Source organism: Caulobacter sp. GW821-FHT09A05 (assembly GCF_059418465.1).
In genome coordinates, this window is sequence record NZ_JBWKPX010000023.1 from 44,961 (window position 1) to 60,041 (window position 15,081).

Annotated in this window: 8 protein-coding genes; 2 read left to right on the forward strand and 6 right to left on the reverse strand. The window is 69.8% G+C overall.

The features are described 5' to 3' along the window. Nucleotides 1-3 precede the first annotated feature (3 nt). The gene (locus AC07NX_RS19140; RefSeq protein ID WP_494643956.1) at nucleotides 4-855 is read left to right on the forward strand and encodes a hypothetical protein; all 852 of its coding nucleotides are present in this window, start codon (nucleotides 4-6) and stop codon (nucleotides 853-855) included. A gap of 44 nt (nucleotides 856-899) precedes the next feature. Here the strand turns inward: AC07NX_RS19140 and AC07NX_RS19145 are convergent, their stop codons facing one another. The 3 genes from AC07NX_RS19145 to AC07NX_RS19155 form a co-directional block, all read right to left on the reverse strand. Beyond that, entirely contained in the window at nucleotides 900-4,109 is a 3,210-nt protein-coding gene (locus AC07NX_RS19145; protein ID WP_494643958.1) for a glycoside hydrolase family 2 TIM barrel-domain containing protein, read from the reverse strand. Nucleotides 4,110-4,162: 53 nt separating this feature from the next. After that, nucleotides 4,163-5,698: a tryptophan halogenase family protein gene (locus AC07NX_RS19150; protein ID WP_494643959.1), complete on the reverse strand. Its 1,536-nt coding sequence runs from the start codon at nucleotides 5,696-5,698 to the stop codon at nucleotides 4,163-4,165. Between the two features lie 103 nt (nucleotides 5,699-5,801). Next, nucleotides 5,802-8,609 carry a TonB-dependent receptor gene (locus tag AC07NX_RS19155; RefSeq protein ID WP_494643960.1) on the reverse strand — a complete coding sequence of 936 codons (2,808 nt, stop codon included), beginning with the start codon at nucleotides 8,607-8,609 and terminating at the stop codon, nucleotides 5,802-5,804. A 505-nt stretch (nucleotides 8,610-9,114) separates the two neighbouring features. Here AC07NX_RS19155 and AC07NX_RS19160 point away from each other — a divergent pair. Continuing rightward, complete coding sequence (locus AC07NX_RS19160; protein ID WP_494643962.1) at nucleotides 9,115-10,578, forward strand: glycoside hydrolase; 1,464 nt, start codon at nucleotides 9,115-9,117, stop codon at nucleotides 10,576-10,578. Here the strand turns inward: AC07NX_RS19160 and AC07NX_RS19165 are convergent. Genes AC07NX_RS19165 through AC07NX_RS19175 form a run of 3 tightly spaced genes read right to left on the reverse strand, consistent with a single transcriptional unit; the run spans nucleotide 10,575 to nucleotide 15,018 of the window. Further along, nucleotides 10,575-13,025: an FtsX-like permease family protein gene (locus AC07NX_RS19165; RefSeq protein ID WP_494643964.1), complete on the reverse strand. Its 2,451-nt coding sequence runs from the start codon at nucleotides 13,023-13,025 to the stop codon at nucleotides 10,575-10,577. The genes AC07NX_RS19160 and AC07NX_RS19165 overlap by 4 nt on opposite strands. Before the next feature lie 8 nt (nucleotides 13,026-13,033). Further along, nucleotides 13,034-13,720 carry an ABC transporter ATP-binding protein gene (locus AC07NX_RS19170; protein ID WP_494643966.1) on the reverse strand — a complete coding sequence of 229 codons (687 nt, stop codon included), beginning with the start codon at nucleotides 13,718-13,720 and terminating at the stop codon, nucleotides 13,034-13,036. Beyond that, the gene (locus AC07NX_RS19175; protein ID WP_494643968.1) at nucleotides 13,717-15,018 is read right to left on the reverse strand and encodes an efflux RND transporter periplasmic adaptor subunit; all 1,302 of its coding nucleotides are present in this window, start codon (nucleotides 15,016-15,018) and stop codon (nucleotides 13,717-13,719) included. The genes AC07NX_RS19170 and AC07NX_RS19175 overlap by 4 nt, the downstream gene beginning before the upstream one ends. Between the last annotated feature and the right edge of the window lie 63 nt (nucleotides 15,019-15,081).

Sequence of the window (15,081 nt, forward strand, 5' to 3'; positions counted from 1 at the left end):
TGGTTGACATTCGAAGCGGGGGCAACCGTCATCGCCCTGATGTTCGGATCACCGCGCCGGCCGCCGCCGAAACTCGTCCCCTTCGCCGAAGCCAGGCCCAGGACCTTCGGTCCGTTGCTGTGTGACGGCTTGACGGCGCACGATCTTCCATCGTTCGCCGACCTGCTGGCCCTGCACGCCCGCCTGCAGGCCGAGCATCCCGGAAAGCGGGTGCTCGCCTCGCTCGACGACCTGGGCCAGGCCTCGTACACCTCCGGCCACGCGACCGACTTTCATGGACTGGACGACATCGCGGGCCACGACCTGTCCGGGCTCGGGCCCGAAGCGTTCGAGAACGGCGAACACCGAGGCTATCTCGGCACGCCGGCCGAATTCCCCATCCGCCTGGCCAACCTCCTCGAGCGGGCGCGCGACGTCGAGCTCGAGCAGGTGTCCGGCCTGCTGGACTGGGAAACGCCCGGCGACTCCAACGACCTGGTCACGATCAACCGGGACCCGGAAGCGGCGCTGCGGATCGGAGAGGAACAGCACGTCCTGTTCCAGTTCGTGCCGGTCGATGCCGGCGCCCAGACCATCGCGGCCTTTCCCAACGGCTATTTCAGCGCCGACCTCGATCCCATGCAGACCTACGTCCTGGCCCGGCGCCTGGAGGACGAATACGACTTTTCGCTGTTCGGAATCGGCGCCCGCATGCTCGGCTTTCGGCGCAAGGCGGCGCTGCCCGCGGACAGGGCGCGGACGCTCGCGAAGGGCCTCGCGGCCTTCTATGCCGGCGCGCCCCCGGCGGCCGCGGACGCGTTGGCCCTACTGCTGACCGGGCGGGACTGGCTTCTGCTCCGCTACACCGAAAGCTGAACGGCGACGGTCGACGGCCTGGATCAGGCCGCCGACCGCTCCGATCACTGGACCTCGGTGGCCCGGGCCGGACGCGCCTTGTCCGGCTGGGTCCCCTCGCCGCTGAACGGCTCCAGGCGGAAGGCGACGCGGGTCGGCTCCAGCCTGGTGCGGTACTTCATGTGCGGCAGGCCGACATGGTTCCAGGCCGTGTCGCCGCCAACGCCCCACTGGGCCGAGTCGACCAGCAGGGTGACTTCGCCGTGCGGCACGATGTCGGTCGACTTCCACGCGCCCGGCGCCCGGCGATAGAGGTCGGTGTAGGGGAAGGCCAGGGCCGTCATCATCAGCGGCTTTTCGCCGGTGACCTTCAGGCCCGCGCCGCCGCCGCTCAGCTCCATCCAGCGGACGTCGATCTTGTTGCCGGTGTCCTGGGGCCGCATGTAGTCGTGGTTCTGGTCGGCGATCGTCCCGCGCCACAGGCCGATCGGGGCGGAGGTGTAGCGGTCGACATAGGTCTCGTGCGGGCCGCGGCCGTACCATTCGACGGTCTTCAGGCTGGTCGGAGCGGTGAACCACAGGCCCACGCGCACCGGCGGCGGCAGGTCGTCCTTCAGCGGGGTCAGCTCCCCGGCGACGGCGACCGAACCGTCTCCGGCCATGGTGTAGGTGGTCACGAACCGCGCCGCCCCGGCCCCCAGGGCGTAGTCGACGGCGATCTCGACCCCGCCGTCGGTCTTGCGGGCGGTAAGCCCACGCACCTGACGCGCTTGGGTCATCGCCTGCCAGGGCCGCTGCTGCGAGACGATGCCGTTCAGGGTGTCATTGTCGATCTCGGCGCGGAAGAAGTTGGGCTGGCCGCCCTTGGCCAGGACCACACCGTCCTTGGCGTAGGCTTCGACCAGGCCGGTGGCCTTGTCGAGGGTCAGGGTCGCGCCGGCGGCCGAGGCGGTGATCGCGGCGCTGGTCTCGGCCAGGGACACGGTCCCGGCGCGGGCGACCGCCGGGGCGGGCGTCGCGGCGACGGCGAACTGCTCCCAGCCGACCGTGTAACCGGCCGGGGTCAGGGGCACGGCGCCGGCCTTGGCCTTGGCGCGCACGGTGACGAAGTACTCCGCGCCGGGCTTGGTCGGCAGCTTCGGCAGCGGCAGGACGACGTCCTCCACCCCACGCGCGGCGGTCGTCAAGGCCGGCAGTTGGCCCGAGGCGATGGCCACGCCGTTCTCCTCCAGCACCCAGTCGAAGTCGAAGCCCGACAGGTCGCGGAAGTCGTGGCGGTTGGTCACCGTCAGCTTGCCGGTCGCGGGATCGAACCCGCCGAACTGGATCGGCGAGAGCACCTTCTGCACCTCGTAGAGGTGCGGGTTGGGCGTGCGGTCCGGCTGGATCAGGCCGTCGCCGAACTCGACGTCGCCGCCGGGATTGGGGCCATATTCGCCACCGTCGCCCCAGTAGCGTCGGCCGTCCTTGGTGTAGCGGTACATCGACTGGTCCACCCAGTCCCAGATGAAGCCGCCCTGCAGCTTGTCGTACTGGTAGATGGTGTCCCAGTAGTCCTTGAAGTTGCCGCCGGAATTGCCCTGCATGTGGGCGTATTCGCACTGGATCATCGGCTGGGTGCGGGTCGGGTCCTTGGCCCAGTCGACCATCTTCTCGATGTCGTCGTACATCGGGGCGTAGATGTCGACGAAGGCGTTGGGCTCATGCTCCCAGTCCAGCGTGCCCCAGCCCAGGTATGAGATCAGGCGCGAGGGATCGCGCTTGCGGGCGGCGGCGGCGGCCTTCTCGAAGTTGGGGCCGATGCCGGCCTCGTTGCCCAGCGACCAGAAGATCACCGAGGGGTGGTTCTTGTCGCGCTCGACCATGTTCATGACCCGGCTGACGTGAGCCTGCTCCCAGGCCGGGTCGAAACCGATCTGCAGCTTGGGCCGCAGCTCCGGATGCTTGTTGGCGTAGTCCATATAGGCGTGGCTCTCGATGTCGGCCTCGTCCATGACATAGAGGCCGTACTCGTCGGCCAGGGCGTACCAGAGCTCGGCGTTGGGATAGTGCGAGGTGCGCACGGCGTTGATGTTGTTGCGCTTCATCAGCTCGATGTCGCGGCGCATGCTGGCTTCCGAGATCACATGGAAGGTCTCCGGATCGTGCTCGTGGCGATTGACGCCGCGGATGACGATGGGCTTGCCGTTGACCGCCACCCGGCCGTTCTTGATCTCCACCGTGCGAAAGCCGATGCGCTGGGGCGTGGCCTGGATCACCTGGCCCTTTGTGTCGAGCACCTCGACCAGCAGGGTGTAGAGATTGGGGGTCTCGGCGGTCCAGGGGCGCACGCCCGGCACGCTGGCCGACAGGGTCTGGGTGCGGGCCGCCCCGGCCGCGACCTTGGCCTCGCGGGTCAGGACGGTCTTGTCGCCGTCCAGCAGGGTCAGGCGCACGGTCACCGGCCTGTCGCGGGCGGCCAGGGCCAGGTCGGTCGACAGCACCCCGTCCTTGTAGGCCTTGTCCAGGCCGGCGTGGACGAACAGGTCGGTGGCCGAGGCCTTGGGGACGGCCTTCAGATAGACCGAGCGCTCGATGCCCGAGACCCGCCAGAAGTCCTGGTCCTCCAGATAGGAGCCGTCCGACCAGCGATGGATCTGGATGGCGACGATGTTGGCTTGGCCGGGCTTCAGCAGCTTGGTGACGTCGAACTCCGAAGGCAGCTTGGAGTCCTCGGAATATCCGGCCTCCACGCCGTTGACCCACACCTGGTAGGCCGAGCCGGCCGCGCCGATGTGCAGGATCACGTCCTGGCCCGACCAGCCGGCCGGGACCTCGAAGGTCCGCCGATACGAGCCGACCGGATTGGTGGCGTGGGGGATCAGCGGGCGGTTGGCCGGGAAGGGATAGGTGATGTTGTTGTAGCGGGCCTGGTCATAGCCCTCGGTCTGCCACATCGCCGGGACCTTGATGGTCTTCCAGGCCGAGACGTCATAGCCGGGCTGCTCGAAGCCCTTGGGGACATCGTCCGACGAGGGCGAGAAGCTGAACGCCCACGCCCCGTCCAGCGACTGGTAGCGGGCCGAGCGGGTCATGTCGCCGGCCAGGGCGGCTTCTCGGCTCTCGAACGCGAAGTGGGTGGCGCTGGCCGCCAGCTTGCCCCGCGCGAACACCGCCGGGTTCTCCCAGTCCGGCCGCGAGGCGTCCACCTGCACCGGCTGGACCTGCGGGCCCTCGGCGTGGGCCGCCGTCAACAGTCCGAACGAGGCGAAACCCGCCAATAGAACCCGTCGCATACGAACCTCTTCTCATGGGGCGGCTCGCCCCGGCTGTTGGTCAAAACTCTGGATCAAACCACGACCGGCGTCGCGGCCTGGCAATGGGCGCGGATGAACTCGGCCTGGGAGGGCATGTGCTGCACGGCCTGGGCCGTCGCGGCGGCGATCCGCGCCAGCCGCGCCCCGGCCTGGTCGAGCGGCAGGCCCTCGGCCAGCGGCTCGCAGCCCTCGACCGCGGGCCCTTGCCCGTCCATCACCGCCAGCCAGCTGGTCTTGGTGAAAAGCTCGTCGCTCTCGCGGAACACCCGGCCCGTCGCGCGGTAGATGCGCAGCCGCTCAACCAGGGTGTCGGGGACGGACATGGTGCGCAGATGGTCCCAGTACGGCGTGTCGTTCCGTTCGGTGGCGTGGAAATGCAGGATCAGGAAGTCGCGCACGCTGTCGAACTCGGTCGCCATCAGCCGGTTGTAGCGGCGGGCGTCGGCGGGCTCGAACGCCCGGGTCGGCAGCATTTCCAGCAGCCGGGCGATCCCGACCTGGATCAGGTGGATGCTGGTCGATTCCAGCGGCTCCAGGAAGCCGCCGGCCAGGCCCAGGGCCACGACGTTCCTGACCCAGCCGGCCGGGCGCCGTCCGGCCTGGAAGCGCAGCACCCGCGGCTCGGCCAGGGCCTCGCCGTCCAGATTGGCCAGCAGGGTGGCGGTCGCCTCGTCCTCGGAGACATGGCGGCTGGAAAAGACGTAGCCGTTGCCGGTGCGGTGCTGCAGCGGGATGCGCCACTGCCAGCCGGCCTCGCGGGCGGTCGAGCGGGTATAGGGCGCGGGCGGACCGGTATTGGCCGACGGGACGGCGACGGCGCGGTCGTTGGGCAGCCACCGCGACCAGTCCTCGAACGGGCTGTCCAGCGCCTGGCCGATCAGCAGGGCGCGAAAGCCCGTGCAGTCCAGGAAGAGGTCGGCGGCGATCCGCTCGCCGTCGTCCATGGTCACCGCTTCGACGAAACCGTCGCCGCCGCGCAGGTTGACGGCGGCCACCTTGCCCTCGCGGCGGACGACCCCAGCCGCCTCGGCGTGGGCGCGCAGCAGCTTGGCATAGAGCGCCGCGTCGAAATGGAAGGCGTAGGCCAGCTGGGACAGGGGGCCGGCGCCCGGCTGGGGACGGGCGAAACGCCCGGCGGCCGCGGCCTGGGCGCAGATCGAATAGGCTTCCAGCGGCTCGGCCTGGCCCGCCTGGCGCAGCCTCCGCCAGGCGCCTTCGAACGGCGTGGGGCCGAAGTCCGGGCCATAGACGCCGAACGGGTGGAAATAGCGGTGTCCGCGCCGGCGCCAGTCGATGAACTCGATGCCCAGCTTGAACGTGCCCTTGGTCTCGCGGACGAAGACGTCCTCGTCCAGGCCGATCATGGCGTTGAAGGCGCGGATGGGCGGGATGGTCGCCTCGCCGACCCCGACGATGCCGATCTCCTCGGATTCGATCAGGGTGATCGCCGGCCCCTGGGGGCCGAGCACACGGGCCAGGGCCGCGGCGGCCATCCAGCCGGCCGCGCCGCCCCCGACGATGGCGATGCGCCTCAGGGGTCCGTTCCCGCGCGAAGTCTCGGTCAGCATCGGAGCGATCGAACCATGTCTTGCGTGCGGACCGAAGGTGTTTTTGTCGGAGAAAAAGCGCCGACGTGGCGCGCCGAGGCGCCACGTCGGCCAGCTGGGGAGGTCAGTAGGTGACGCGCAGGGCGACGCCGAAGCGCCGGTCGTTGAGCTGGTACTGCAGCGGCGCGGCGGGCGTGCCGATGTAGAGCACGTTCATGCGGTTGTTCAGGTTCACCGCATCGACCGAGATGGCCATGTGCTCGTTGATGTCGACGCTCAGAGACGCGTCCAGCGAGGCGTAGGGCTTGGCGTATTGCGGAATGCCGTTCGCCCCGCTGCCGGTCGTCTGGTCCAGATAGGCCGAACGCCAGTTGTAGGCGACGCGGGCGCTGACCGGGCCTTTCTCGTAGAGGCCGATCAGGTTGTAGCTGTTCTTCGACAGCTTCTCGAGCGGCAGTTGGGCCGGAGCGGCCGATCCCGCCGTGGCGAAGGGGTTGCTGACGCTGCTGTCGACATAGGTGTAGTTGGCCTGGACGCCCAGGCCACTGAGCAGGCCCGGCAGGAAGTCGAAGAACTGCTGGTAGCCGAGCTCGACGCCCTTGACGGTGCCCTTGCCCGAATTGACCACCGTGCTGACGTCGTAGACCACGCCGTTGTAGGAGCCCTCGACGGTGCCGCCGGCCAGGAAGCCGTCGACCTTCTTGTAGAAGACGCCGGCGGTCAGCGAGCCGGAGTCGTTGAAGTACCACTCGGCCGTCACGTCGTAGTTGTCGGACTCGATCGGACGCAGCATCGGATTGCCCGAGCTGGCGCTGGGGTGGCCGGTGACCGGATTGACCTGATTGGGGTTGTTGAGCGTCAGGTTGGTCGACAGCTGATCGAAGTTGGGTCGGGCCAGCCCCTTGGAATAGGCCAGACGAGCCTGGATCGTGTCGGTGAGCTTGGCGCGCAGGTTGAAGCTGGGCAGGACGCGCGTGTAGCTGTTGTCGACGTCGATCGGCGTGGTGGTGCCGTCGTTGTTGAACTGGGTGCCCTTCGAGGTCGCCTCGGTCTTGATCACTCGCACGCCCAGGCCGCCGTCGATCTGGATGCCCGCCACCTCGCCGGCGTAGTCGGCGATCGCCCAGCCGGTATAGGTCTTCTCGGTCTGGCTGTTGAGGTCGCCGGGCGTGAAGTCGTCCTTGGTCTGGGCGCCGAACAGGGCGTAGAGCGCCTTGGTCTGGGCCCAGACGCCGTCGCCCTTCGGGAAGGCCGGATAGAGCAGGCCGCCCCTGACGGTGTTGCCGTCGAACCAGCGCATCGACGGACCGGGCATCGACAGTTCGGGGTGGGCCGAAAGCGGGACCAGCGGCGTGCCGGCCGGGGCCGAACAGTTGGCGTCCGGGCCCAGGGCGGTGATGCAGACGCCGTGCCAGGTGCCCCGCAGGTCGATGCTGTTGTCCGAATAGCGTGCGCCGCCGCGCAGCTTGTCGAAGAACCCGCCTTCCAGGTCGTACTCCACGTCCGCCGCGAACGACAGGGTGTCGGCGTCGTTGCGCTGCAGGGAGTCGGCCATGTAGGGCGTGGTGTAGTTGGCCGGGTTGTTCAGGACCGAGGCGTCGCGCACCTCCCACCGCGGGTACTTGCCGGTCAGGTCGAAGTCGACGATCGACTTGTGGGGCGAGGTGAGGCCCGTCTGGCCCGACTGGGTGTAGAGCGACAGCACGTGGCCGTTGCGGTCGGCGTTGTAGTAGGACTTCAGGTACTGGGCGTCGAAATTGGCCTTGAAGCGCTCGGTCGGCGTCCAGGCCGCGTTCAGCGTGAAGTTCTGGCTCTGGCTCCACAGTTGCTGGTCGTAGCGCCCGGTCTCGAAGGTCTGGTTCTGCAGCGAGCCCTTGGTGGCGTAGCCTTCGCCGTTGAACGTGAAGGCCGCGCCCGGCAGCGGATCGGTGCCGAAGCTGGTGACGTTTCCGTTCGCATCCCTGACGTTGGAGCGGTTGTTGAAGTCGTAATAGTAGGCGCCGGTCCGGTTGAACCAGTACTTGGTCCGCTGGTACTGGGCGGTCAGCAGCAGGTCGTCGCTGGGCCGCCACTGCACCGCCGCGGCGATGCCCAGGCGCTTGCGGTCGCCGGTGTCGTCGTAGATCTCGAAGCCATAGGGCACCTGGGCGTTGGCCGGGGCGCCGGCGATCGAGCCGGGCGCGACCGTGTCGAAAGGCCCGGCCAGCAGGCCGTCCTGCCGATAGCGGCTCTTGCTCAGCACCGCGTTGAGCAGCACCCCGACCTCGCCGATCGAGGTGTCGAACCGGTCGCTGTAGAGGCCCGAGATCGAGCCGCCGTTCTTGCGGACCCGGTCGTAGTAGTTGCCGCGGAACGTGGCGCTGAGGACGCGGTCGGGGGAGTCGAAGGGCTTGCGGGTGCGCAGGTTCACGGCCCCGCCGACGCCGCCCTCGATGATGTTGGCGGGCGCGTTCTTGTAGACGTCGGCGCCGGCCAGCAGTTCGGGCGGCACGCCCTCGAGATCGAAGGCCCGGCCGCCGGACGCCGAATAGACCGCGCGGCCGTCGAGGAAGTTCTGCACCTGGGTCAGGCCGCGGATGGCGATCGCCGGCTGGGTGCGGTGGTCGAAGTCGGTGGCGCCTTCGCCGTAGCGGCGCTGGATCTGCACGCCGGTCACCCGCTGCAGGGCCTCGGTGGTGTTGGCGTCGGGCAGCTTGCCGATGTCCTGGGCCTGGATCGAATCGACGACCTGGTCGGCGTTGCGCTTGATGGCCTGGGCCGAACGCAGGCTGGCCCTCACCCCGGTGACCACGATCTCGGAAACAGCCGTGTCGGCCGGCGCCTGGGCCGCGGAACCGCCGGCCGTCTGGGCCGCCGCCGATCCGGCGCCCGCGCAGACCCCGAGGGCCGCCACGGACGCGCTCACCATCAGCCGGAACTGAATACCCCTCATCTCGTTATCCTCCTGCTTGCGACTCGTCGCGCTCTCGTACGGCGCGATTTCATGTCAGACATATGCTGGCTCCATTTGTACTACAAGTATGATTTTAGTGGTCAAGCCAGCAAAAAGAGACATTGCCCCGCCAGAAGCCCGCGACATGCGGGATCGCCGCCTGGCGTCACCCCGCTCCAAGGACCTCGACGGCGATCTCTCGCCGGACCGAGGCCGCCCGCCCGCTTCCACGGAAGGATGGGTCGCGGCGAAATACTCAAGCTTGACAATGGCGTGGAGCGCCGGCCAGACAAATCGCCCCGCCGCCCACGGCCGGTTCGCCACGGGCTGAGCCGTCCCTGGCCGCCGCCTTCCAATGGCGTTCGCGCGCCGAAAATGTCCAGGCCACTTCGAACCGTCCGTCCCGGCGGATGGGCCTTCGCGGAGCCTTTTCAGCCGGTCGGCTGTTGCATGGGCGCAATTATCATACAAAACTCAGCGTAGTATGAAACGAGCCGGGGGCTGCATGTTGTTGTCGCGACGGGGAGCCCTGGGCCTGCTGACGGGCCTGGCGATGGGCCCCACCGCCTTCGCCGCGTCCCCGACGCCGGCGGTCAAGATCGTCCTGCGCCCCGCCGTCGATCGCGCCGGCCCGGCGTTCGAGGGCTGGGGCACGGCCCTGGCCTGGTTCGCCAATGTCACCGGCGGCTGGCCCGAGGCGGAATGCCGGCGGCTGGCCGACCTGTTCTATGGTCCGGACGGCCTGGGCTGGACCATAGGGCGCTACAATATCGGCGGCGGCGCCAGGCCGGGCGACCCGCCCCATCTGCGGACCGGCGCCGCGGTCCCGGGATTCTGGCGCCAGCCGGCCGGCGCCGTCGGCCAGGACTGGTGGCGCCCCGAGGACGAGTCGATGTGGGACTGGTCGGCCGACGCCAACCAGCGCTGGTGGCTGGACGCCATCAAGGCCCGGGTGGACCGGCCGATCCTGGAGGCCTTCTCCAATTCGCCGCCCTGGTTCATGACCGCCAGCGGCAAGGTGTCGGGCGCGGCGAAGGGTACGGACGACAATCTGCGGCCCGGCCTGGAGCCCCTGTTCGCCGCCTATCTGGCCCGCGTCGTCGACGAACTGCAGCGGCGCCACGGGATCGCCTTCCGGACCCTGTCGCCGGTCAACGAGCCCAACACCGACTACTGGTTCGCCGCCAACACCCAGGAGGGCGCCCACTGGTCCCCGGCCCGCCAGGCCGCCATGATCGTCGCCTCGGCCGCCGCCCTGCGGGCCCGGGGCCTGAAGACGGTGATCAGCGCGCCCGACGAGACCAACTCGCACCTGTTCCTGGCCGACTGGGAGGCCTATCCGGACGCGGCCCGCGCGGCCATCGGCCAGCTGAACGTCCACAGCTACGGCGTCGTCAATCAGACCGGCGTGCGCGACGTGGCCCGCGCCTCGGGAATACGGCTGTGGATGTCCGAGAACGACACGCCGCTCGACAAGGACCCCGAGAGCCTGGACGGCATGGACTCGCCGCTGGCCTTCGCCGAGCATGTGGTCATGGACCTCAAGCGGCTGGAGCCGGCGGCCTGGGTGTTCTGGCAGGCGGTCGAGGACCTGAGCGCGCGCGAGGGCAAGCCGGGCTCGAACTGGGGCCTGGTCAAGGCCGACCTGCGCGCCCCGGCCGCCGGGCCGCACGCGATCCATGTCACGGCCAAGTACCATGCGATGGCGCACTTCAGCCGCTACATCCGGCCCGGCCATCGGCTGACGCCGGTCGATGACATCGACACGGTCGGGGCCCTGTCGCCGGACGGCGGCGAACTGGTGCTGGTCCATGTCAACGGCGGGCTGTCGCCGCGCGAACTGACCATTCCGCTGACTGGCTGGTCGGCCCGGATGGTGGTCACCGACGCGACGCGCCGGCTGCAGGCGATCCCCGGAACCACCGCCCCGCCCCGCTCGATCGTCACCCTGGTGCTGCGGCGGAGCTAGTCGTGGCGTAGCGCCCTGCCCGGCTCGGCCGACGCCGCCGACCAGGCCAGGCCGCCGACCGCCGCCAGGCCGATGGCGATGGCCGCCGCGGCGCCGGCGACGAAGACCAGCGGGCTCACGGCGACCGGATCGTCGAACTGGGACAGCCAGCGCCGCAGCAGCCAGTAGGCCAGCGGCCAGGCGACCAGGCAGGCGACCGCCACGGGCCGCAGGAACTGGCCGATCAGCAATCGCGCCACCTGGCCGCGGGTCGCGCCCAGCACCTTGCGCACCCCGATTTCCCGCGTCCGCCGCGAGGCGTTGAACGCCGCCAGGCCGTAGAGGCCGATGCAGCCGATCCCCGCCCCCACCAGGGCGCCCAGGCTGAACAGGTTCGTGCGGTCACGCTGGGGCTTGTAGTAGCGGTCCAGATTGACCAGGGCGGTCTTGCCCTCGAACGGCACGTCCGGCGCGGCCCGGCGCCAGGCGGCCTCCAGCCGCGCGCGAACCTCGGCCTCGCTCAAGCCCGAATAGCGCACCAGCGTGACGGGCCAGCCGGTCGGCCAGTAGGCGGGGTAGCCGTTGAACGTATAGAGCTTGGCCGGCGTCCTTTCGGTGGGGCTGTAGAAGCGCACGTCCTCCACGACGCCGACGATGCGGGTCTTCCGCTTGTTGAAGTCGAGCAGCTTGTCCAGGGCCTCCTCGGGCGAGGCGTAGCCCAGCTGACGCACCGCCCCGCGGCTGATCACGGCGTTGGTCACCGTTTCGGGGCCCGCATCGGGCACGTACTGTTCGTCGCCGCCATGGGCGAGGTCGAGGAGCCGACCCGCGACCAGACGGGTCCCCAGTGTCTGGAAGTAGTCCGGACCGACCCCGCACCAACTGAGCGTCGGAGAGAGTTCGGGACCCGCGGGGCGGTCCAGGCGCATCGCCGTCGTGTTGATGTTCATGGCGTCGTCGGCCGGCGCCGTCGTGCTGGCGGTCACGCCGGTCACGCCGGGAATCCGCTGGGCGGCGCTCCAGAAGGCCTGGCGCTGTTGCGGCGTCACCCCGACGCCGCGCGTGGCGGTGACCAGATAAAGGCCGTCGCGGCGAAAGCCGAAATCCAGGCTCTGCATGTGATGGACCTGGCCGAGGAAGCCGAGCATCAGCACGAACGCGGCGACCACGGCGGCGAACTGGACCATGATCAGCCCCTCCCTCAAGCGGGCCCCGAACCGGCCGCCCGACGGCGCGCGGCTCGACGCCAGGACCTGGGCGGGCTGGTAGGCCGCGAGCATGAAGGCCGGATAGATCGCGGCCGCCAGGCCGACCGTCAGCACCAGGGCGAAGACCCCCGCCACCCAGGCGCCGTCCGCGCGATAGTCCAGACCCAGCGACAGGCCTCCGGCGGCGTTGATCAGCGGCAGGGCCAGCTCGACCGTCGCCAGGCCGATCAGGAAGGCCAGGGCGATGGTCAGGGCCGCCTCGCCCAGGAACTGCAGGCGCAGGACGGCGACCCCGGCCCCGAGCGCCTTGCGCACCGCCACCTCGCGGGCCCGCAGCCCCGCGCGGGCGGTCGCCAGGTTCACGTAGTTGATCAGGGCCAGGCCCAGGGCGACCCAGCCGACCAGCCTCAGGGTCTCGATCGCGGCGCGCTGCTTGGGGTCGACCAGGTGAACGTCGCCCAGCGGCACGAAGCTCAGCCTCAGCACCTCGTGCGGCGTGACGGCGTCGCCGAAGGCCTTGCCCACGCGGCGATCGACGAAGCCGGGCAACTGCGCCTCCAGGGCGGAAACCGAGGTCGGGTCGTCGAACTTGAAATAGGTGTGCAGAAGAATGCCGCCCCAGCCGTGCCAGGTGCTCTCCGGCGCGATGTCTCGCGTGGTGAGGCGGCGGACGAGGTCCAGCTTCAGGTTGCTGTTCTTGGGCAGGTCCCTGATCACCGCCGTGACGGTGTAGGCGTTTCGGCCGGCCAGATCGCTGATCTCGAGACGGCGGCCAACCACGTCGACGGTCCCGAAATACTTGCGGGCCATGGTCTCCGACAGGACCAGGCTCGCCGGATCCCGCAAGGCCACGCCGCGATCGCCGACGACCAGCGGGACCTGGAAGAAGGCCAGGAAGTCGGCGTCGACCAGCTCGATCTGTTCGCTCGATACCGCGGCGCCCCGATGGATCACCGCCGCCTGGGCCCAGTCCCGCACGCCCCGGACCTGGGGATAGTCGAGCTTCATCTCGTCCAGCAGCCCGCCCATGGCCCCGACCCGCACGCCCGGCGCGACGCCCGGGACGTTGAAGGCGATGGCGGCGGCGTGGATCTTGTCTCGCTCGGGCGTCCAGCCGTCATAGCCGGTCTCGAAGCGGTGCAGCAGGCTGAGGGTGACGAAGACCGCCACGCCCAGGCTCAGGCCCAGCAGGTTCAGCGCGGCGTAGAGCGGGCGACGGGTGAACGACCGCCAGAAGGCGACCAGAACCGAGTGCAGCATGGCGCGCCTCACAGGGCCTGGGCGACGGAGGCCACCAGCCGCCCGTCCAGCATGTCGATCCGCCGGCTGGCCTGGTCGGCGTGGCTGGGCGAGTGGGTGACCATGACGATGGTGGCCCCGGCCGCGTTCAGGCCCTTGAGGATGTCCATGACCTGGGCGCCGTTCTCGGTGTCGAGATTGCCGGTGGGCTCGTCGGCCAGGATCACGCCGGGTTCGCCGACGATCGCGCGGGCGATGGCCGCGCGCTGCTGCTGTCCGCCGGAAAGCTGGTGGGGAAAGTGCCGGGCGCGGTGGGCGATCCCGACCCGGTCCATCGCCGCCTCAACCAGGGCCCGGCGCGATCCCGAGAGACCCTTGCGGTAGATCAGGCCCAGCTCGACGTTCTCGGCGATGGTCAGGTCGTCGACCAGGTTGAAGCTCTGGAAGATGAAGCCCAGGTGACGGGCGCGGTGCTGGGCCAGGGCGCCCTCGCCCCGCTTCGCCAGGTCCACGCCCTCGAACAGGTACTGGCCGGAGGTCGGGCGATCGACCACGCCGAGGATGTTCAGCAAGGTGGACTTGCCGCATCCCGATGGTCCCATCACGGCCGCGAACTCCCCGCGCCGGATCGACAGCGAGATGCCGTGAAGCGCCGTGGTCTCGATCTCGTCGGAGCGATAGAGGCGCGAGACGGACTGCAGTTCGATCATGGTCATTCCTTCGATCGGATCCGGAGAAACTTCGCTTTGGCCAGGTCCTGAGCGCCGGCGGTGACGATGCGTTCGCCCGGCCGAAGGCCGCTCAGCACCTCGGCCTGCTCGGGGTTTCGCCGCCCCAGAACGATCGCCCGCCGCTCCGCCCGCGCGCCGTCGGCCGACAGGACGAAGGCCCAGGCCCCGCCGGTGTCGTTCAGCCAGGCGCCCGACGGCGCGATGATCGCCGCCCGGGGCCGGCCGAGCGACAGGCGCAGGTCGATGGTCTCGCCGCGCCGCAGACCGCCCGGCGCGGCGCCGTCGAACGCCAGCTCCAGGGTGGCCCGCCCGTCCGAGACCTGCGGGAACACCTTGGTCACCCGGGCCGAGACCGCATGGTCGCGGACCGTCGCCCGAGCGCTCTGCCCGGCCGACAGCCGCGGCAGGTAGTACTCGTCGAGCTTGGCGCGCAGCTTGTAGGCGCCCTCGGCGTCCACCTGGCCCAGCGGGTCGCCCATCCGCACGGCCTGGCCCGGCTTGAGATCGAACGCGGTGAGCCGGCCGGCCGTCGGCGCGCGGACCACCAGGGCCGAACGGCCGGCGCGGGTCTCGGCCAGGCTGCGGCGCAGGTCCTGGGCGCTGCGGGCGGCCTGGGCGCGCTGCTCGGCATAGAAGGTCGCGTCCGACTGCTGCGCCGCCCGCAGGGTGGCCAGGCGTTCCTTCTGGTAGTCGACCTCCTCGAGATAGGGCTGCACCGCCGAGGGACTCAGCATCGCCTTGGCCAGCAGGATCTGCCGCCGATCCAGGTCCTGCCGCGCCCGGCTCAGGGCGTGGGCGGTGTCGGCCAGGGCCTGCTCGCGGCTCTCCTCGGCCCCCTTGAGGCCCATCAGGCGGCCGGTGTTCTCGCTGAGGCGGGCGGCGATGTCGGCCTCGCGCGCCGTCACCTCCAGGCTCAGCTGCGGATTGGACAGGCGAGCCAGCTCCTGTCCGGCCGCGACCAGGTCGCCGTCGGCGGCCAGGGCGGCCTCGACCCGGCCGGAGGTCTCGGCGGCGATGAAGGTGGTCAGGGCCGGCGCGACCTCGGCCCGCAGCGGCGCATAGTCCAGATAGGGCGCGCGGACCACCTCGCCGAACGACAGGGTCGCGGCGTCGACGTCGACCGTGCCCGCCTTGGGCGACAGACCCCAGGCCAGCAGGCCGGCGCAGGCCAGGATCGCCAGGCCGACCGCCCACAGTTGGGCGGGCGCAGGTCGCCAACGTCGTTCGATGCGGCGGTCCATGCCGCCGGGGGCCATTTCGGACGTCGAGGCGAACCTGCTCATGCTTCCAGGCTAATATGAACCGCGCAATTTGAATAAGTTCCTGGTTTTATTTGACTTATTGCC